This window comes from Legionella longbeachae, from assembly GCF_004283175.1.
GTDB classification, from domain to species: domain Bacteria; phylum Pseudomonadota; class Gammaproteobacteria; order Legionellales; family Legionellaceae; genus Legionella; species Legionella longbeachae.
The window spans coordinates 88,313-108,861 of sequence record NZ_RXNW01000012.1 but is presented as its reverse complement, the minus strand read 5'-3'; the positions used below and the strand labels follow the sequence as shown (position 1 = coordinate 108,861).

The window sequence follows — 20,549 nt, the reverse complement described above, 5'->3', positions numbered from 1 at the left end:
TCGCCGCTTTCATGAAAACAAAGCACCCAAAAATACGTTAGTTCAGAAAAAATTTCAGCAGAATATCAGCCTATTAATATAGCCGAAGCCTACATCTATTTAAGTAATTACAAATATTTTAAAATATTTGCTAATCTATTTTTAATTCTAACTCTCCACAGGCAAATCTTAATTCTAACTCGATTCTAAGGACGGTAAATATGGACTTAAAACTTAAAGATAAAACTGCATTGGTAACCGGATCTACTGCTGGTATCGGCTTGGCTATTGCTCAAACATTAGCTCATGAAGGTGCTACTGTAGTTATTAATGGTCGTTCGAAAGAGCGTGTAACACAAGCAATTCAGAAAATTCTTACAACTCACCCTGAGGCAAAACTAATTGCATCACCTGCTGATCTGAGTCAGAAAAAAGAAGTGGAAGCATTAATTCAGCAAATACCTAAGGTAGATATACTGGTTAATAACGTTGGTATTTATAATACAAAACCTTTTGCTGATATCACTGATGAAGAATGGTTACATATATTTGATATCAATGTAATGAGTGGAGTACGTTTAAGCCGCCATTATCTCGTCCCCATGCTTCAACAAAATTGGGGAAGGATTATTTTTATTTCAAGTGAATCTGGCCTGCAAATTCCTGCGGAAATGGTGCATTATGGTATGAGCAAAACAGCACAGCTTGCTATTGCACGTGGAATGGCAGAAATAACAGCAGCCACCAATGTTACAGTAAATTCTGTACTTCCTGGTCCGACAAGTAGTGAAGGCGTTAGCCAATTTGTCACGAGTATGGGAAAAGAGCAAAACAAATCCCCCAGAGAAATTGAAGAGGAGTTTTTTAAAACAGTTAGACCCTCTTCCTTACTCAAACGATTTACAACACCTGAAGAAATCGCCAATATGGTTGCATTTTTATGTAGTCCCTTATCTTCTGCAACCAATGGCGCTTCCGTCCGCGTAGATGGTGGTGTTATTCGTTCAATTTCATAAACATAATCAGATACCAGTCTATATTAAGGTTGCGCTAATTTAAGCTCAACCTGTAAATCTTCATTTATTCTTCGTTGCTAATTTTTTCAATGACGTTCATCGAATCAGGAGAAAGCTCAAATGAATCTAAATCCAAGTCCTCTTGCATATGGTACTGGGAACTTGTACCAGTTAGTGGCAACATTCCTAGTTGCAGAGCAAAACGAAAAACAATTTGAGCTATTGTTTTATCATACTTTTGAGTAAGTTTTTGCAATCTAACAGTGGACAAATAGGATTGATTTGCTGTAAGCAAGGAAAATGCCTGATAAATTATCCCGTGCTTATTACAAAACAGTCGAATAGCTAAATCCCATTGAGTATTGGCAAAGCATCGATTTTGTACAAATGACGGTTTAACAACAGCATATTTATAAAGAGTTTCAAGTTGGGTCAAATTGACATTAGAAATACCTAATAACCTAACTTTACCTTGGTAGAATAAATCTTCCATAGCCCCCCAAATTTCTAAATCATCTTGAACTAGTTCTGAATAATAAGATGGGCCGTGAAGGATGTAGGAATCAATATAATCAGTCTGCAAGTGTTTTAATGAGCTTGTAATCGATTGATTCACTTGAGTTTTATAGGAATCCTTTTCATCATATGGTTTACGGTGATCTTGACTTGGTGCTGGGGTAAATTTTGTTTGTAAAAAAAGAGCCTCCCGCTTTTTCCCAGTAGTTTTCAAAAATTGTTGGATTCCCAGCCCAACACCCTCTTCGAAATAATGCTTGCGTTGATTTGCGGTATCAATTCCAGTAAATCCATTTTGTAATGCTTGAAATGTAAGCTCTTGAGTCTTCTCCTCTTTCCAGGCAGTACCATATAAAAATGGTGGAATAATAATATCGTGCATTGTATGTTTCCATGATTCCGGCATTATTTTACCTTTACAATTGATAATGAGTATCATCTTTTATAGTATTCTTAATAATGAATAAATCAATAGAGTTATTCCTATTGGCAAATGAATAAATAAGAAGCTGTATTTGAAAATTACCTTAATAGGACGCAGTATTTGCCCATCCAGCATTCCAACTTTATTAAACGTGTCCATCCCAGTCCTCGAAACTCACTTGCCAATGCGACAGGCTAAAGGCCGCGAGCGCCCTGTTTCCAGCACGTTTGCTCTGAACGAGCAAAACGTATGCCTGCACCAATCACTTTACGCCTGCAGATAGATTTATTCCGCATCCGTATTAAATGGAATTGAAAGTCATTTCATGATGGGTAGACAATGTTCTGGGTAAAAGGCCAGTAACTCATCAAACTTGTGAGAGCCATGGCACAAACAGTTACACACAATGGTATCATGATCCTCTGGGATGTTATGATTTAGTGCGTCACACATTTGGATGACTTTGCCATTATTCTTATGGCGCATATTGAGAAAGAACCCCATATTTTCACCGGAGTGGCATTGGCTGTTATAAAAGATGTTAGGTTCATGACTCTCATCATATAATTGGCTGATTGCGGATTCTTCTGCAGCAGTGTTATTGTTTCTGCCATTAGAGATTTGTCTTGTTGTTTAGTAATCTTATTCCCTGTGCCAAATATACGCCACTTTAGATTGGATACGGTGATTTTATGTTCGACCAGTGCGCACCGAAGATCCAAGAGACCAGGTTAATACACCCAATAACAAACGGTTTTGTTCCCACAGATAAATTTGATGAGTGGCTAGTGCAAGATGTAATCAACTTTTTCCTGTGATTTTTCAATGACAATGGGTAATTATTTTGCTGGCGTCATTTAGCAACCCTGCTCCTATTAAGGGAAGCAAGGTTAGCTACCAGTCGTAATAAAATAAATAGGTTGAGGTGAAAATAATGATTCAATGCTTTTTTGCTGCAAAGTTATCCATATTTAACTAACAAACTCCGAACCGGGGTTCTATTAAGTCTATAATAATACTTATGAGTCTATGACATTCGCACACAATAAATTAGGCCAATGTCACTTACTTCAACATAGAGTATAAGATAATTACTTGTTTTTGAGAGATGTTCAAAATGCCAGAAGAGATAAAACCCAATTTTAAAGCCAGTGATAACGATTGGGTAAAAATTTGGTTTTCAACAGATCCATCCCAATTTATGAAGAAAGAGATGTCGGATCAATTTCTTGAATTAGCTATATTTAATGAAGGAAAAAGATTTGTTTTAGTCTATAGCAGCACCATTCTAGACAAACAAGGTAAAAGACAATTGCAAGAGATGCAAGATAGCATTCCAGAACTACAAGATCAGATCAGTTATCTAGATATAGATTCAGAAGAATTTATTTCAGCATTAAAAGACTACGAGAAAGAACTCTACTCATGTGCCAAAGCAGAATTAGCCAATCTGTCTACAGGGGGTAATGCTGCAGCTGCCAGTGATATTGTGCGCATATTAAGCCCCTGTTTTACTCAAGGACATTATACAGATTTTGATGTACCTCTAGATTTTTCGGAGTTTCCCTCCTCGCCCGAAGGGGAACGCTCGATAGTTAACTCAGTTTTGATCCCTATGAGAGGTGGTAAATACTGTAATGACGTGATTGTTGTTGCTAAAAGTGCAACAGAAGAGCAGCTTGCTTTTATCACCGCAATACAACGAAAAATAGTAAAAGCATACCAAGGAGATGGATTAGAAAGGATTAGTAATAATATTAGTCATAAAATAGCATTGGACGCTCCAGAAGAAGTAGAGCAATTGAAACAAATGATACAAACGGCTAACACAACAGGCACAAACCCAAATCCATTAATAGCACTGCGCAGCGCTATTAAAACTAAACTTAATACCTCATCATCTCCAGCGTCATCTGCATTTTGGCAACAAGCTTATATGCGCTCCGTCATGAACACTACTGGTCCAGGAGTGTACGAGCAAGTCCATAAGCGAGATTCACAAGCAGCCGCTCACGTAGCCCCATTAGGAGAGTTTGGTTTTATTGCACGATCACAAGTAAATGGGCAAGCTAACTCTAGTTCATGGGTACCTGCACAACCAACCTCTTTTCCTCTCAAAGCAGAGTGTGATCCTCAAAAAATTGCTCACGACATGAGACAAGCTTTTCAGGAGATGAAAGCACAACCTCCTGAGGCAAAATATTCAGGGCCCACTTGATGAATACAGAATACATTATTCACAATCATCAATTTTATTTATAGGGTAAAACGCAAAAATCCCAATAGGATTTATGACTTCTTTTAAATAAATGGAAGAGACGCAATATTACTTCCCATGATTTTTCTCTTATAAGGACTCTTTTTAATGTAGACTCCAAATGATGTTTAATCATGATTTGTTCTTCTTTGTTATAGACAGAAAGAACTTGTCCAATAAAATTAGGTTTTAGCCTAGTATAGGCTCTAACCCAAAATAAATTTTATTCTCATAGGTTTTTGAGAACAGTAATACATTTAAAATATACTCAATTACAAGAGGATCAGTTTAAGAAGAATTTTATGTACAGGCGAATGAGCCAATATTTTTATTAAAAAAGCGATTCGTTTACTTTCTGGAATTTGGAAATAAACGTCTGGTAAATTGCCATAAAATAGAAGAGATGGGGTTACCTCTTCAAAGCTGGGTTTAATGGTAATCTCTAATAAATTTATATACCACATGAAATAAAGTAGCAGTTTATTTTAACATTGAAACTTTGCCTCATGCATTAATCTGTCCAATTCCTAACTAAATCAAATGCTTAATAAATGTGCTTGCGAGGTATGTTCTACTTGACTTAAGCTAGTTGATGTTTGCTTAGACTGAGAAAAAAAAGAAAATCTTGATGAAAATTTCGCCGTATTTGGTTGAGTAAATTGATAATTGCTTGGATCACTTAAATATCCAATTATGCGAATTAGAAAATTTAAATGAGGATTGTTTCCAAAAACTTCATGATAAGAGGTCTCACTTTTATCAACCTGCAAATTAGATTGGTGCTTCAATAATTTCATTCCATAGTCTTTGTTTATCTCCCCCCATTTTTTTAAAATAATTTCGGCATTTTTAAAATGATAGTTATCCGAAAAAAATGGGTTCATTTTTGTATTTTCCTGCAAAAAAATCGAACCTATTGTGAATAAAGAGATTACTCTAACTTCTTTGTAATTTTGAGGCTCAGCGGCTAAAACAGTAGGTAATATTAATTTAATTGGCATAAATATTTTATCAATATTTGTAATAACAAATAACAAATTCCAGCTGTTATATAAATCACGCCAATGTCCATCAATATTAAACTCCATTACTTTCTTTGGAGTATTACTGACGGTTAGTCCTGGTAAAATACTATACGATTTTGAATCATCCATGAGAACAGTATTTTCGGGGAGTATACTCCTTTTTAAAGTATTACTCGTCGAATATTTATGCTCTTCCATAAGCTTAATGAGTAAAGCACCTGCCTCTGCATTATCTTTGCCGCAGATGTGTTTAACATCTCCAGTTGACTCTTCCCAGGCGGCTTCCATAATATTGAGAGCCATGGCGGGAGTAGTACCTGTCAATTCATTATCTGCAGCCGCTCTGATATCAGCATACCACCACCACAAGCCCATTTTAGAGATAAACTGCTCTATGTCTGATTGAGATTCCAATTTATCCTTCATTGCTCGATGAAATAAGATGTTAAGCATGCCAGGTTTGATAGAAGATAACTTGATACGCTCAAACAAAGAAGCATTAGAGGGAGCCCAGAAAAAATCAACAACTGGATTACCAGGATAAGGAGAGCCACTGCGTTTGCTAAGGTGTTGGTATACATCTTGAGCGAACTGCTCTCCATTAGTCATGGTAACAATTATGGCCTCTAAAATAGAGAGTAAAGTAATCTGTAATTGTATGGTTTTTGCTGCCTGCTCAAGCTCCTCATTAGAAATTAATTCATTTTTTTCAATAAAAGCAAAAAGCTGGCAAATAGGAGTGTTGTCTATTAATTTTTCATTTAAATAATTAATTAATGGCGTTAACTGCATTGGCACTGTAGAAATTTTGCCAATGAAGTCTGTATATTCCTTATTAGTTGTCTCTAACTCATTAAGATGAAGCTCAGATAAAATACGTCGAACCAATGCGGGTTCAGATGTCGTCTTAATTAGCTTTTCAACTCTTGTAATTAGCTGTTTAGCAAGTTTATAAGTATTGTAATTATTTGAAAAATTCATAAACTATCAATTATCTACATAGGTATTCGTAAAAATAAATTACCTATTTAAAAACCATAAGTCAAATGATACCTATTAAAAAATTAATACTTTTTTGTATGCTACTTTGAACAGAAAATACACCTAAAAATCAGCTCACAGAACCATAAGTTACTGGTGCAAACTTTCTTAAAACGAACAAGAAGTAGTTATCCTTATAGTTTCTGGAGTGCTTACCTCTTTTTTTTCTTCGTTTGAAAGAGTAAATAGAGAAAAGTATCGTGCTAATTTTTGTCGATTTAAAGTATTGTCGGAGCGAATTGCCGCGTAGCGACTGTATTCTTCTATTTCTAAATCAGTCATTTGACCCCGTGAAACTGACTTATCAAATTTTCGATGCATATCATTACATACTGCGAGTAACTCATAAATTGTCTTGTCTGATGCCAAATCAACATCCTCTTTCTGAGCTAAATAAGCTTGTCCATATTGAGCTAAATGTTGCATTCCCTGATTTTCTTCGATTTTCTTATAGCCACCATGAATCAAGGTTACAAAGCCTCGAGTAATAGGTTTTATAAACCAATTGAGTGGGGTCGTAATAAGTTCTATAGCACCTCTTACCATATTAAATAATCCATCTATTAACGACCAAGGATTAAGTGTAAAAATACCAATTCCAGTTTTAAGCAACCCAGCAAAAAAACTACCTATTCCAACTAGCGGTTGTTTAAAATCTTGACCAATTTGATGGCCGCTTTTATAAGGTTTTAAATAGTCAGAAAAAATTTTACCTATTTTTTTTGCGGTATGTTTTAAAGGTATGTAACTTAATTGGCCAAACTTAACTAGAGGATATTCACGATGTGGAAAGGGACTCCATTGATTATTCACTGTTTTTGCTAGTGGATCGCGAGTATAATGATTAAAATAATCTTTAATTGCAGGCTCTAAATCATCATCATAATCAGCGACAGATGCAAGTTTTATCAAACGAACCGCACGCATCGCGTTCATGAAGCTTCTTACTCGCCAAAAACTGTAATTACCTACCTCTTTAACTTTTTTAGGTGCGAAATCTTTTAAAAACCAAGTTTGGTATTTATCAAGTGACTCATCCATTTTATCAGTATTGCAAAATGAATTTTTGATCGACGAAGACATTGTCGCTAAAAATCGAGCACTTGCCTGCAAACCTGCATTTAAACCTTTAAAATAAGATAAGCCAAGAGCCGAGTCACCTTCTAAAACAACGCGAGCCTTACCCTGGTTGTTTACTACCTGTTTCGCATACGTAGCAGGTGCTTCATTCACACTAATACGTATAGATTCGTTGTCAATTCTTTGCCCTATACTTGAAGTATCTTGAACTTTATATTGAAGGTACGATGTAATAAATGACTGAAGGTGAGAGGGCAACTTCGGAGTGTCCAGTTGCGCGGGTGCTGATGTTGAAAAAGGTTTAATAGGATTTTTTGAAGTTGCCTTTTGCAATGCAAGAAAATCTTCCTTTGAAATCATCATTTGCATTGTTACAGGCGTTTTTCCATTTTCAAAATGCCCTACATATTCATTAGCAATCAATCCCTTTCGAGCCATTTGCTGATAAAAGTGTTGGGTTTGGATTCCGGGGGCTTTTTCTTCACCATTGATCTCAAATCGAAGCTGCAAAACATAATCGTACTCATGCTTTACCTGATTATTTTCAGAAAATAGCGAGCGGCTAACTACACTATGTGTACCGTCCGCACCAATAATGAGACGCACATTAGGATATTCCTGCGCTAATTTTTCTTTGATAGTATCTGCTTTAACCTCTTGCTGTGTCTGAATCTCAACACCACTGCTTTTGGCTAATTGAGTCAAAATTTGTTGTAAGGTATTTGTGCGTATGTGAGGATCTTTTTTTAATTGACTTAATAATTGAACCAATACAGGATGATTTTCACTATGGGTTGCTTTCATTATGGCTTCAAGCTGCTTTGCATCCATAACTAAAGTATGGCTTCTTTGATATTCCGCATATTTTTCAAGGACAACAATATTGAGTTTAGGATTCAGATATTTCATTCCCCAAGCATTGATAAGTCCTATGGGTCCTGCGCCCACTACCAGTACATCAGTATTTAAAGCCATAAAAGACACACCCCGCATGTTTCAAAAGGAAGCAATTATACCACTTAAGTCTCAATTTACGCAATCAATGAACAATTAATTTATAACTCAGAAACAAATAAATTGAAAAGTTTAACACCTGATAGCTCCAGCTGTTGCCGTTGATGAATAATAAATTCAACTTATTAAATAAAGTAACCAATTTAAACCGTTCCTTTACTCACTTAGAAATTACTTAATATAATGATAACATTAAAGAAAATGCTATTGCTGTGATGCACGAGTTACTGCAAAGGATAATTGATGAGAATCAATGCTTATACTTCATCTGTTAAGAAGCTGCCTTTTGTTCTTTGCAGTACTTTTTTTTTATTTGTTTTTGTAATCGCTTCAGCAATCGCAGCGAATCGAGTAATCAATCTGGAAGTAGGTTATAAAACAGTATATTTTGCCAAAAAATCCAAACAAGCAATTGCAGTAAATCACCAAGTTCCTGCGCCTACACTCCATTTTAAGGAAGGAGACCATGTCACCATCAAGGTTTCTAACCATTTAGATAAAGGTACAGCAATACATTGGCATGGGTTGTTGGTTCCATGGCAAATGGATGGTGTCGAAGGTGTATCGCAAACTGAAATTGGTCCTGGCGATACGTTCCAGTATCAATTTACATTAAAACAATCTGGAACTTACTGGTACCATGCGCATGCTGGTTTGCAAGAGCAACAAGGATTATATGGTGCTTTCATTGTAGATCCTTTAAAGCCTCCAGATTACACATACACTAAAGATTATGTCATTGTATTATCAGATTGGATTAATAGCCTACCCAACCAGGTGCAAGCTAACCTGAAAAAATCTGGCGATTATTATGCTTCTCGCTTTCCACTTCAACCTTCACTAGCAAAATTTATTCACGATTATCAGAAAGCCACTAAAAAAGAACGCGCCCAACTTCTGGAAGATTATAAAACGATGCAACAAATGCGCATGAGCATTTATGATATCAGCGATGTAGCTTATGATGCATTTTTACTAAATGGCCATACTAATGCCAATCCATGGACAGCACCAGTTGAAGTAGGTGATATTGTTCGTCTGCGCTTCATTAATGCAGGGAGTAGCACGATCTTTCGCATCAAAATACCTAATACTTCTATGCAAGTAGTGCATATACAAGGAAATGATGTAAAGCCATATTCTGTTAAAAATTTGATAATTGCCCCTGCTGAAACTTATGACGTTTTAATAAAAATAGAAAAAGATAAGCCTTATATTATTTATGCCGCATCAAAAGATACAGTGGGGACTGTGTTTGGTGCATTAAAAACAAACACAAGGCAACGCATTGATAATGAAGTGAAACCCTTCCCCGAACCTATACCTGTTACTCAAGAAATGATGAACATCATGATGGGAGGGATGTATCATGGATCCTTACCTGGTTATAAACAAAAAAAACATCTTTTAATGTCTTCAAAAAATCAACAACATTCCATGAAGATGGATCACTCTATGAAGATGCCCACTGAACCAACACAATTCAATGACGCAATAGCACCTGCTAGCGCTACATTGATGACTTCATTAGATATCAAATATCGCGATTTAGTCGCCGCGGTCCCAACTAATGACCCCAATAAACCTGTTGAAGGAATTATAAATTTAGAGTTATTTGGCTACATGGGACAATATATTTGGTTTATCAATGGCGCACCTGGATATAAAGCAAAACCCATTCCACTAAAACCAGGAAAACGTTATCGATTTGTATTTACCAATACGTCAATGATGCATCATCCTATGCACCTCCATGGTCATTGGTTTATTTTACGTACAGGAAAAAGCTACTTTGATCCACTGATGCATACGCTTGATATCCCGCCAGGAGCGACAATCACTGCTGATGTAGATACAGATGCTAGTGGCCAATGGTTTTTCCATTGCCATATGTTGTATCACATGATGTCAGGTATGTCCCGGATCTTCCAATATTCATCCCTGATAGCGATTACTAATGGTAAATTAAAACCAGAAAACATTGATAAAGATACCAGATATCAGAACAGACCTATCGTACGGGTTGATGAAGCAATCAAGCCTATCAATTCATCTTTGGTGAAACATCCTATGGCGCATCATGCTGGATTTTGGATGGCAACTTATCTGGATGTAGGAGCTGATCCCATACATAATGCGCAACGCCTCACCTACAAAGGTCTTTATGGGCCTGATTATAATAAACTGGAATTATTCACAAATGATGCAGAAACTTACAAAGGATCCATCAAAAATGCAGATATTGATATATTTTATTGGCATTTAATCAGTCAGTTTTGGGCCCTTAAGGGTGGAGTGAATTATTTCAATCAACCCGCATCAAAACCTTATTGGCAAGCAGGCATTGGCCTTGAAGGATTAATGCCCTTTTTTATTGAAACAGACCTAAGAACCTACTTTTATGGAGGTAGTGTTAAATTTGATATCGAGCTCGCACGCGATACACAAATTACAAATAATTTTTTAATAAAAACGGGAGTTCGTGGTATTATAGCCACTAAAACCGTGAGTCATGCTGAAATTGGCAGCGGCTTGAATCAAATGAGATATACCGTAAGACCTTACTATCGTCTTATGCCTGGTTTAAGCATATTTGTAGAATATGAAAATGAGCATGATTATGGGACATTTAAAATGATTGAAGATTCAAGCACCGTCCCTGATATCTCTAATACTGTTTCTCTAGGAGCAACCCTTCTCTTCTAAAACAGGATAAAAATATTATTACAGCCTCTCATGAGTTAAGCTACACTATGCTGAAAAAAATTGGAGTTTTGTATGCTTGCATTGCGTACTCCCCAAAACAAGGTGCTCGAAACTTTAAATCAAATACTTACCCCTCTTAGTAAACTCATCTTGCTGCTTGTTACCGTGAGTACCTTTGTCCCTTTCTCTCCTAAGTTACCCGCATCGGGCATAGATTCCTCATGGGCATTGGGCTTAAATCAAGCAGTCGCGCAAGGATTAGCCTTTGGAAAAGAAATCATATTTACTCTGGGCCCATATTCGTCGATCTATACGAAGGCTTACCACCCTGCTACCAATATAATGATGAATGTTGGAAGTCTATACTTAGCAATTTCCTATTGGGTAGCTTTGTTATTTTTAATGCAAAACACCAGATGGTACTGGACGTTCATTTTTTGTATTCCTCTTTTTGGAATGCTCTATGCGCGAGATTCATTATTTTTTTCTTACGCACTACTTGTTGGGCTAATCAGTTATAAAATGATGTACCGACCCAAAGAGATACTCAGCTCAAACAATACCCGGATGATTTTAATAGCGTTTCTCTTTACCTCCTTTGGATTATTGGCATTAATAAAAGGCTCAATGCTTATTGTGTGTCTCGCAGTAGCCGGCTTGTGTTTCGTATTTTTTCTTGTCAAGAAACAAATCCATTTCGCCATAGCGTGTTTCGCTTCATGGGTTGCTTCACTTGTTCTATTCTGGCTTGCCGCAGGCCAATCTATAATATATTTACCGGACTATTTTGTCAGCAGTATTTCTATAGCATCAGGCTTTAGTGAAGCAATGTCTACTCTCGGGAATGCTCATGAAATTGTACTGTACTTAATAACTTCAAGCTCAATTTTCGTGTTCATTTTATTCCATAAACAAGTACAAACAGGAGGAGCCAGATTATTTTTGTTCTGTATTTTTTCTGCTTTTTTGTTTGTTTCGTTTAAAACAGGATTTACCCGTCATGTAGGTCATGCATTCATCCCAGGAACATCCGTTTTATTAGCAGGACTTTTTTTACCTTTTCTATTTCACTCAGGTACCGCTTATCTCATTCTATTTATTTCATTAGGTAGCTGGAATTATATTAATGGACACTATACAAAAATATCCATTTTGGATAATTTTAAATCTTCATATTCAGCAACCTTACATGGGTTAAAAAGCAGAATCCAAGATCCCCAGTGGTTGGAAAAAAATTTTTCACTCACTATGAACTTCTTACGTGATCAAGCAGATTTCCCTTTGCTTCAAGGCACTACAGACATTTATTCATACAATCAGTCTTACCTCATTTCCTCTCAAAATCACTGGTCGCCTCGTCCAATTTTTCAAAGCTATTCTGTTTTTACCTCAAGCTTGGCCGAAGATAATAAACAGCATTTACTAGAAAGACAGAGCCCAGACCATATTATTTTTAAAATTGAACCTATTGATGGACGAGTACCTTCTTTGGAGGATGGGGCAAGCTGGCCTCTCTTACTCACTCATTATAAACCTACAAAGCTACATAATGGTTTTTTGTTTTTAGATAAACGAAACGCTATTTTTCAAGAAAAAGAGTTATTACTGAGTAGCGAACACCACATTCTTGGGGAATTTGTTAATGTACCAGAGCAAAAAAAACCTGTCTTTGCAACAATAGAGTTACAGCCAACTATTTGGGGAAAGCTGGCAACAATTTTTTTCAAATCGAATCAACTGCAAATAATTTTACAATTAAAAAATGGAACTATGAGGCATTATCGCTTGATAGCAAGCATGGCAAAATCGGATTTTCTTCTTTCCCCTCTCATTGAAAATACAATAGAGTTTTCTTCGCTTTATCAAAAAAGCGACATCTTAAATGAAAAAACTGTGAAGTCTTTTATGATTACAACCACGCAGGATAATGGTTGGTTTTGGAATCACGTTTATACAGTTAACCTTTATTCGAAAACTTAGATGAAATATCAACAATAAAGTATGATGGAGGAGGCAAAAAATGCAGGCTACTTTTGCAGCGAATAACCTGCATCTAGCCAACCTTGCAAGCCAGTATCCAGAGAATAAACCTGCGTATATCCAATTTTTTGTAAACTGTCTGCAACCAAAGCACAGCGAAAGCCTCCACTGCAATATACAACAATTTTCGTATTAAAATCTGGAACTTTTTTTTCAATGTCGCGCTCAATAACCCCTTTGCTTAAATGAATTGCAGTTGGAATATAACCTGTTTCCCATTCTTCGGATTCACGTACATCAATAATTAACATGTGTTCGTGATGATCAATTTTATCTTTTAACACTTGGGGACTTATTTCCTTAATACGGCTTTTAGAATCCTTGACTAATGCTAAAAATCCAGGGGAATGATGTTTCATTCTTTAACTCCTATCCTATATTATTGTACTACCCTTAGCCGCTGGCCAAACTCGACACAAAAATTCAATCAAGCCAGTTGCTAACGTTCTTGATAAAAACGTTAGCAAAGTAATCTTAAGCATGTTCGACTTTAATATCACGTCCTTTTCCTTTAGCTTCCGCCTTTTTAGGTAATTCTATCCATAACATGCCTTTCTTAAAAGTCGCCTTAGCTTTCTCGACATCTACAGTTGGTGGTAAAGAAATGGATCGCTCATATTTTCCATAGCTAATTTCACGAGAAAGAAATTTTTTATTTTCATTCTTTTTGGAAGTGGACTTTTCGCCAGTAATAGTAAGGATATTATTCGCAAAGGATACTTGAATGTCTTTTTCATCCATACCAGGCATTTCTACTTGCACTGAAAAATGTGCCTCATCTTCAACCACATCCATTGATGGGAGAAGATTAAGATTTTCAAACTGTTCCAAAACGGGTCTGTTGAACGAGAATATATCATAAAAATCTCGAAATGCTCTATCAACTTCATGTTGAAGACTTAAAAATGGATTATTGGAATGTGCAATAGGAACAGGATGTCCTTTTTTCCATTTGAGTAATGTATTCATTATTTAGCTCCTTTAAATTATTATCCATGAACATTACAACTATTAAGTTTGATCTACAAAGTTCTTTTGTCAAGTGTTCCTAAAAGTTAATTTTTTAGGCTACATTTAATGAATAAAGGAAATAAAGGATGCAAACATGTATGCCATGGTTATGGAACAGAAAGGGCAACAACTCGTTCTTAAAAACATAAAAAAACCGGAACCCAAACCTAATGAGCTATTAATTAAAATTCACGCCTGTGGCATTTGTCGCACTGATTTGCATGTCCTTGATGGGGAATTAACAGATCCAAAGCTTCCTCTAATTCCAGGTCATCAAATTGTAGGTACAATTGAGCAATTAGGCTCATCAGCTAGCTCTTTTAGTATTGGTCAACGAGTAGGTGTTCCTTGGTTGGGAAGCAGTTGCGAAACTTGCTCATTTTGTGTGTCTGGACGAGAAAATCTTTGTGATCATGCTCGATTTACTGGGTATCAAATTGATGGTGGATTTGCCCAATATTGTGTGGCTAACCATCGCTTTTGTTTTCCAATACCCGAAGGATATTCAGATAATCAAGCTGCCCCGCTTTTTTGTGCGGGATTAATTGGATATCGTGCGTTATTAAAAACAGCTGATGCGAAGCATTTAGGTCTGTATGGTTTTGGCGCGGCAGCACATATTCTAATTCAAGTAGCCAACAAGCAAGGTCGCAAAGTCTATGCTTTTACAACTCCAGGAGATGATAAAGCTCAGAATTTCGCCTATCAATTAGGGGCTACCTGGGTTGGGGATTCAAAACAAAATCCACCACACGTACTCGATGCGGCAATTATTTTTGCTCCCGTGGGGGAACTCGTTCCTCATGCACTACGCAATACGCTAAAAGGCGGTACTGTTGTTTGTGCTGGTATACATATGAGTGATATCCCGAGTTTCCCTTACCAAATCCTTTGGGGAGAGCGCACTCTGTGTTCTGTAGCAAATCTTACGCGAAATGATGGTAAAGACTTTTTACAATTAGCACCACAAGTACCTGTTAAAACAGAAATTCATACCTATCCATTAACTAAAGTGAATGAAGCACTTGATGATCTTCGACATGGACGTTTTACAGGAGCAGCAGTAATTACTCTTTGAATCTTTAGTTTCGAAGCCTTCATTTAGAAATTAATTCCTGCAAGACTGAAAAATTTTCAGTTTAATTTGCTCTCCAACTAAATTAACTTATTAATTTATCATTTTGCTTTCAAGAATTTATACTTTACTTAACAATGAAATAAGGTTATAATTTGTACAGATATTAATATGGAGTTTTTCCTGTGCCTACACAATCATCACCTGTATCTGCAAATACGCTTCATTTAACCCCAAACAACTTTGAACAGTTGTTTGCAACTATAGAAAAAAGCCACAAATACAGTAAAAAAACAGATGCTTACTTTTCAACTCAATTTTTAAACCGTTTTGGATTTCAAAATCCACTTCAAGTTATTGAGTTTCTAAAGTCGCCTGAGGGAAAAACAACGCTAGCTTTGATTAGCCAAGAACTAATTAAAATCGAAGAATTAAATCAACGCAAGGCAGAACAATATCGAGAAGAATTACTTACTATACAACGTCATTTAATTTTTCTGCTCATGGGATTGATGGCTAAAGATAATGCTCTTGCAAAACAAGCCTCTGAAATTACACAACAACAAATTGAACATAAACTAAAGGAAACAAAACAGATTGAACAAACTAAATCTGATCAAACAAGTTTAGTTGATATACTTGACGCAAACATTAAAGCATATTCAGAGACTCTTAATGCTTTAGATAAAAAACTCGGTGAGCTTGAGCAAAAATTAGCTGAAATAGATAACCATTTAACGATAATTGAAAATGAAGCTTTGCTTATGAATGAGAAGCATGCTCATCTTTCTGCTCATATAGAGCAATTAAATACGTACCTCCAATTACCTGTACTCCATGATCAACCTATGGAAGAGTATGTTGCCCATACTAATCAGCAAATACAATCTTTAACTACACAAATAAACGAGTTAAATCAACAAAATAATGAAAACAGCCCTGACACACAACCCGAACATCCTGCTCGACATCGAAAAATGAAAATGTTGGAGCATCAGCTAGCATTTCATCACTCACAATTAAAAAACCCACCACAATGTGCTGAGCATGTATTCGAGCGACTCCTTGAGCATATTCGTGAACGAGTAAATGAATGCCAGCATTTACATGAAAACCAACCTTCAGATTATTTATCACATGAATTGGAAGGTTTGAAATTGCAAGAACAAGGGCTTATCCATGTTTTGCAAGTTTTAAGAAAGGAAAAAATCCTTCTTAATGCTGAATTAGAAGAAGTTAATGACTTTAATCAAGCTCATTTTGTTGTTGATCCAAATCAAAAACATCGTTTCCAAAAAAGAGAGAATTGTTATGCTCTATGCACTGAAGAAATGGATCCACATAATTTAAGCGAAGAGGATTGGTTACAAGCTCAACTTAACTATGATAAATTAAAACATGAAGTTCGAATGGTTCCTCTTCATCATCGTGAGTGTATGCAACATGATGTTGAAAAGCATCAAGAACGCAAACAACATTATAAAAATCTTAGAAAAGATTTTATTGAACAAATTCAAGACGTAAAAGCGAGCAAAGTACAAGTCTTGCAAGCATTATCAAGTAATAAAGCTCAAAAAGCATTGTTAACTCAAACACGTGAAAACACGCCTTCAGGAATGTCACCTAAACCAGATGCAGCACAAATCAACATAGAAAAAGACACCCTGTCTCCTAAATTTTGTCCTAAACCAAAACCTACCCCTCCCCTATGCAGTTATTCTTTTATGCTAAATAACTTGAAACGTCTGGTACCTGCGAAAGCTCCAGCACCGAGGAAAAAAGATATCTATAAGGTAACTCGTGAACTTGAAAGCGTTATTCCACTAGAACGTCAAAACGAACTGCATAAACTGATTGACGAAGTCACTCCGGGTAAAATTATGTCCCCAGATGTACGACGTAGTTGGTTAGATAGAGCCCAAAATTTAATACCTGATGTTGTTACAGAACCACAATTAGAGACAACCATTTCTTATAAACTCAAGTAACCATTACCATCAAGAAACATAGGCAAGAGTAAACCCTCCGTTAACGGAGGGTTTAAGATTACCTATCAATTATAGATTTAGAGTTCTCACCAATACTATCCAGGTATTAACATAGGGGTTCATTCTTTATAAAGTTTTGCAGTATATGTAAGACACGCTCAGGCTGATCAATTGGCGCCAAATGCCCTGCCCCGCGAATTTTCACTTGGGTTAAACCATGGGCTGTTTTCGCATATCCACTAACTTGATTATTATTTTTCCATACACATGTGATGGCCTCCGCAAAATCATTTTTATTAGGCCAATCTAACGCAGAAATTAATAATTCTGTACTAAGAAAATTCGAATCCTTTCCATCTTCAAGCCCATTGTATATTAAGATGCGAATACCCGATGTTAACAATCGGGGATATAAATATGCTACCGAGTCTTGCTCTCCTACCTCAAGCTTTTTTGCTGCAGCATCACTAAATGTTGTAAACGCAGGAGCTTGTGATGGAACATGCAATGCCTTACGTACTAGCTTATTATTTAAATAGTTCACCATTTTTGTATCATCAGGCTCTTCACCCGTATAAATGTTGGCAAGGTTTAATCCCCCACTTTCTTTTTTAATATAGGATTGCATTTGCTCGCAAATCTGATTCGCTTTTGAGGATGTTGGGCTATGTTTATCAATTTCATTGATGCATTGTTTGTACAGTGATTTCAATTTAATTTGAGCTTGTTTATCAATTAATCCATGATAATAAGCATAATCAATATTCGCCTTTTGCTGCAGTCTAGGATTAATCCAGGGATCACCTAACATGAGCCCTTTTAATTTTATCTCTTTGTGTTTTAACAGCCGAATCGCTAATTGGGGTAAATATTTTCCCGCATATGATTCCCCTGTAAGGTAAAGAGATTTATTAATTAAGTCGGGATGCTCTTTAAAAAAATAAATGACAGCACGATACAATTGATCCATAGCTTGAGATTCATCTGCATAGTTTGCAGTTGAACCATAAGAATAACCAACGCCTACAGGTTGATCGATGATTAAATAATCAGCCACATGAGTCCATGAATACCTTCTTTCCTGTAATTGATATGCCGAATTTATTTCATAAGGGCCATTTTCCATAAAAAACCCATATAAACTGGATGCTCCAGGCCCCCCATTTAACCATAATACTATGGCTGGGTCGGATGTGGGCTTTTTCTTCTCTACATACCAGTAAAATAAAGCGGATGATTTGTTGATCGCAAAATATCCCGCATATTGTTTCTCCTTAACAGGGCCAAATCCTGGAAGCTGGGTTACCAGATCACGAGTCGCGCCTATTAATGGTGATGTATAAAATAAGACTACAAAAAGGAAGAAGCAAAAGTTCATAGCTACCATTTAATTTCTAAATGATGAATAATCATACACTCAAATGAATAACTAATCGATAAATCTTTGTAATAAATTAGATTTAGACAAAGTTATAAAAATACATATTGATGTATGTCCCTTATTGTGAATAATTTTTAATAATAATTTGACAAGATCAAACGCAAATTGTTAACATAATGAGATTAATAATTTCTTATTCACTCTGTTTTAATATGAACCACCGACTGCAACATCAATTATGTTCCAATAATGCAACTAAGTTGTTGCATGCAGTCTATTCTTTTATTTCTACTGTCGTGGTGGTGGTCGTGGTCTTTCTCTCCTCGCCCTAGAGTCGCGTGTTTTGATTATTTAGCCTCTCTAGGGGAAGGCTAAATAATCATGTGAAACGAACGCTAACTACCCTGAGGAGAGTCACTATGGGAACCCCCCATGATATAGATAAAACACACAACAAAATCACCTGTCGTGCTGTTCTAATTGTAAGTTTATGTTCTGCATTTTTATTTTATAAATACATTCTTCAGAATTTTCCAAGCGTGATGCCGCAGCAACTTATGGAAATATTTCATTTACAAGGATTGGGGCTTGGTGTTTTATCAGGAGTGTATTTTTGGACGTATCTTATCGTCCCCCTATTTGTAGGGATCATTCTTGATCAATACGGTACCCGATGGATTACTACAGGAGCAATTTTTTGCTGTGCTCTAGGCATTTTTATCTTCTCCCAAGCACAGGAATTAAATACTGCTATATGGGGACGAGCGTTAACAGGGGTTGGCGTTTCTTTTGCATCTATTACATATTTTAAATTAGCTGCAGTATGGTTTTCCAAAAAATATTATGCCTTACTTACTTCATTGCTCGTTGCATCAGGAATGATTGGTGCAGTTTGCGGACAAATGCCGCTCGCTTGGCTTGTGAGCCAAGTAGGATGGAGAACAAGTTTAGTTGATGTCGCTTGGTTAGGAGTTATTCTAGCGTTCCTTTTTTTATTTATTGTTAAAGATCAACCTGCTGGTGTCATTAAACCCATAGAATCTGAAATCAAACAAACATCTACAAAGCAACATTTATGGCAGGATATTTTATTAATTCTAAAAAACAAACAAAATTGGCTATTAACTGGTTATAGTGGTTTAGCATTCTCTCCAGTAGTAATCTTCTGTGGATTATGGGGAAATCCTTTTTTACAAAAGGCATATGAGTTAGATAAGCTACTTGCCCCTTCGCTTATTTCTCTGGTATTTGTAGGCTTAGCAATCGCATGCCCTTTATTTGCTCTCTTTGTTCATCGAATTCAAAATCGCTGCGCATTTATGTTTTATAGTACTCTAGTTTCTGCCCTATCCATTAGCCTTGTTATTTTCGCACATCCTATGCCTCTTTGGTTACTCAGCGTATTGCTTTTTCTCTTCGGTTTTAGTTTAGGTGCCTTTCCAATAGTATTTGTTATTGGAAAAGAATCAAATCCTCTCTATCTTGCCGGTACGGTTACCTCCTTGATTAATGCAAGTGATGCATTTTTAGATGCGATTTCTGAGCCTGCTATAGGGAAATTACTTGATGTCTTTAGCAGCACCTCAGGTGCCACCCACGACTTTTCATTATCTAGTTACCACATTGCTTTAGCGATTCTCCCTCTCTATCAAATTATTGGTGCTTTTTTGATGAGGTGGGTTAAAGATGAGCATCGAGCGGCCCATTAAAACAAAACTCATTAAGTCTCAAAGGGCTTAATGAGTTTAAATAAAAACCATAACCGTTCGCTAACTCTGTAGGTACCGAAACAAAGAATGATGGTCTTAAAGTAGGTAACACTGCCTTTGAGTTGAACTCCGTAAAATCCTCGAGTGATTTTAAGGGCAAAGTGAATCAAATGCATGTACAATCTCTACCAAGATAGCTGCCGCAATTTCTAAAACTCTGAAAAATTCGACCAATTCAAACTCTGAGATCGGACTCTAGGAAACTCAAGCTTATAGACTAATTAATT

The 20,549-nt window shown here is 36.3% G+C and carries 13 protein-coding genes; 7 read left to right on the top strand and 6 right to left on the bottom strand.

Annotated elements, in window-relative coordinates:
- Positions 1–200 precede the first annotated feature (200 nt).
- On the top strand, positions 201–995 hold the full coding sequence (locus EKG34_RS13060; RefSeq protein ID WP_003631634.1) for an SDR family NAD(P)-dependent oxidoreductase: 795 nt from the start codon (positions 201–203) through the stop codon (positions 993–995).
- A gap of 64 nt (positions 996–1,059) precedes the next feature.
- On the opposite strand, the gene EKG34_RS13055 is transcribed toward EKG34_RS13060, so the two are convergent.
- Positions 1,060–1,893, bottom strand: a complete 834-nt coding sequence (locus tag EKG34_RS13055; RefSeq protein WP_003631635.1) for an aldo/keto reductase family protein — start codon at positions 1,891–1,893, stop codon at positions 1,060–1,062.
- Positions 1,894–3,052: 1,159 nt separating this feature from the next.
- Between EKG34_RS13055 and EKG34_RS13045 the strand changes: the two genes are divergently transcribed.
- Entirely contained in the window at positions 3,053–4,153 is a 1,101-nt protein-coding gene (locus tag EKG34_RS13045; protein WP_003631637.1) for a glycosyltransferase family 88 protein, read from the top strand.
- Positions 4,154–4,728: 575 nt separating this feature from the next.
- On the opposite strand, the gene EKG34_RS13035 is transcribed toward EKG34_RS13045, so the two are convergent.
- Complete coding sequence (locus tag EKG34_RS13035) at positions 4,729–6,198, bottom strand: hypothetical protein (RefSeq protein WP_012979090.1); 1,470 nt, start codon at positions 6,196–6,198, stop codon at positions 4,729–4,731.
- Positions 6,199–6,366: 168 nt separating this feature from the next.
- Positions 6,367–8,313: an FAD-dependent oxidoreductase gene (locus EKG34_RS13030; protein ID WP_003631643.1), complete on the bottom strand. Its 1,947-nt coding sequence runs from the start codon at positions 8,311–8,313 to the stop codon at positions 6,367–6,369.
- A gap of 282 nt (positions 8,314–8,595) precedes the next feature.
- On the opposite strand from EKG34_RS13030, the gene EKG34_RS13025 reads away from it, so the two are divergent.
- Positions 8,596–11,058, top strand: coding sequence for a multicopper oxidase domain-containing protein (locus EKG34_RS13025; protein WP_012979088.1), 2,463 nt, complete (start codon positions 8,596–8,598; stop codon positions 11,056–11,058).
- A gap of 72 nt (positions 11,059–11,130) precedes the next feature.
- Positions 11,131–13,038, top strand: coding sequence for a hypothetical protein (locus tag EKG34_RS13020; protein WP_003631645.1), 1,908 nt, complete (start codon positions 11,131–11,133; stop codon positions 13,036–13,038).
- Between the two features lie 47 nt (positions 13,039–13,085).
- Here the strand turns inward: EKG34_RS13020 and EKG34_RS13015 are convergent, their stop codons facing one another.
- Both EKG34_RS13015 and EKG34_RS13010 read right to left on the bottom strand, forming a co-directional pair.
- On the bottom strand, positions 13,086–13,457 hold the full coding sequence (locus EKG34_RS13015; protein WP_003631646.1) for a rhodanese-like domain-containing protein: 372 nt from the start codon (positions 13,455–13,457) through the stop codon (positions 13,086–13,088).
- 115 nt (positions 13,458–13,572) lie between these two features.
- Entirely contained in the window at positions 13,573–14,067 is a 495-nt protein-coding gene (locus tag EKG34_RS13010) for an Hsp20/alpha crystallin family protein (RefSeq protein ID WP_003631647.1), read from the bottom strand.
- 136 nt (positions 14,068–14,203) lie between these two features.
- Here EKG34_RS13010 and EKG34_RS13005 point away from each other — a divergent pair, with 136 nt between their 5' ends.
- Together EKG34_RS13005 and EKG34_RS13000 are read left to right on the top strand one after the other, a co-directional pair.
- Positions 14,204–15,187, top strand: a complete 984-nt coding sequence (locus EKG34_RS13005) for a zinc-dependent alcohol dehydrogenase family protein (RefSeq protein ID WP_003631648.1) — start codon at positions 14,204–14,206, stop codon at positions 15,185–15,187.
- A gap of 182 nt (positions 15,188–15,369) precedes the next feature.
- A complete protein-coding gene (locus EKG34_RS13000) occupies positions 15,370–17,172 on the top strand; it encodes a hypothetical protein (RefSeq protein ID WP_003631649.1) in 1,803 nt (600 codons plus the stop codon).
- A gap of 106 nt (positions 17,173–17,278) precedes the next feature.
- Here EKG34_RS13000 and EKG34_RS12995 read toward each other — a convergent pair whose 3' ends face one another.
- The gene (locus EKG34_RS12995) at positions 17,279–18,559 is read right to left on the bottom strand and encodes a S10 family peptidase (protein ID WP_003631650.1); all 1,281 of its coding nucleotides are present in this window, start codon (positions 18,557–18,559) and stop codon (positions 17,279–17,281) included.
- A 413-nt stretch (positions 18,560–18,972) separates the two neighbouring features.
- Between EKG34_RS12995 and EKG34_RS12990 the strand changes: the two genes are divergently transcribed.
- On the top strand, positions 18,973–20,262 hold the full coding sequence (locus tag EKG34_RS12990) for an MFS transporter (RefSeq protein ID WP_003631651.1): 1,290 nt from the start codon (positions 18,973–18,975) through the stop codon (positions 20,260–20,262).
- Positions 20,263–20,549 lie beyond the last annotated feature (287 nt).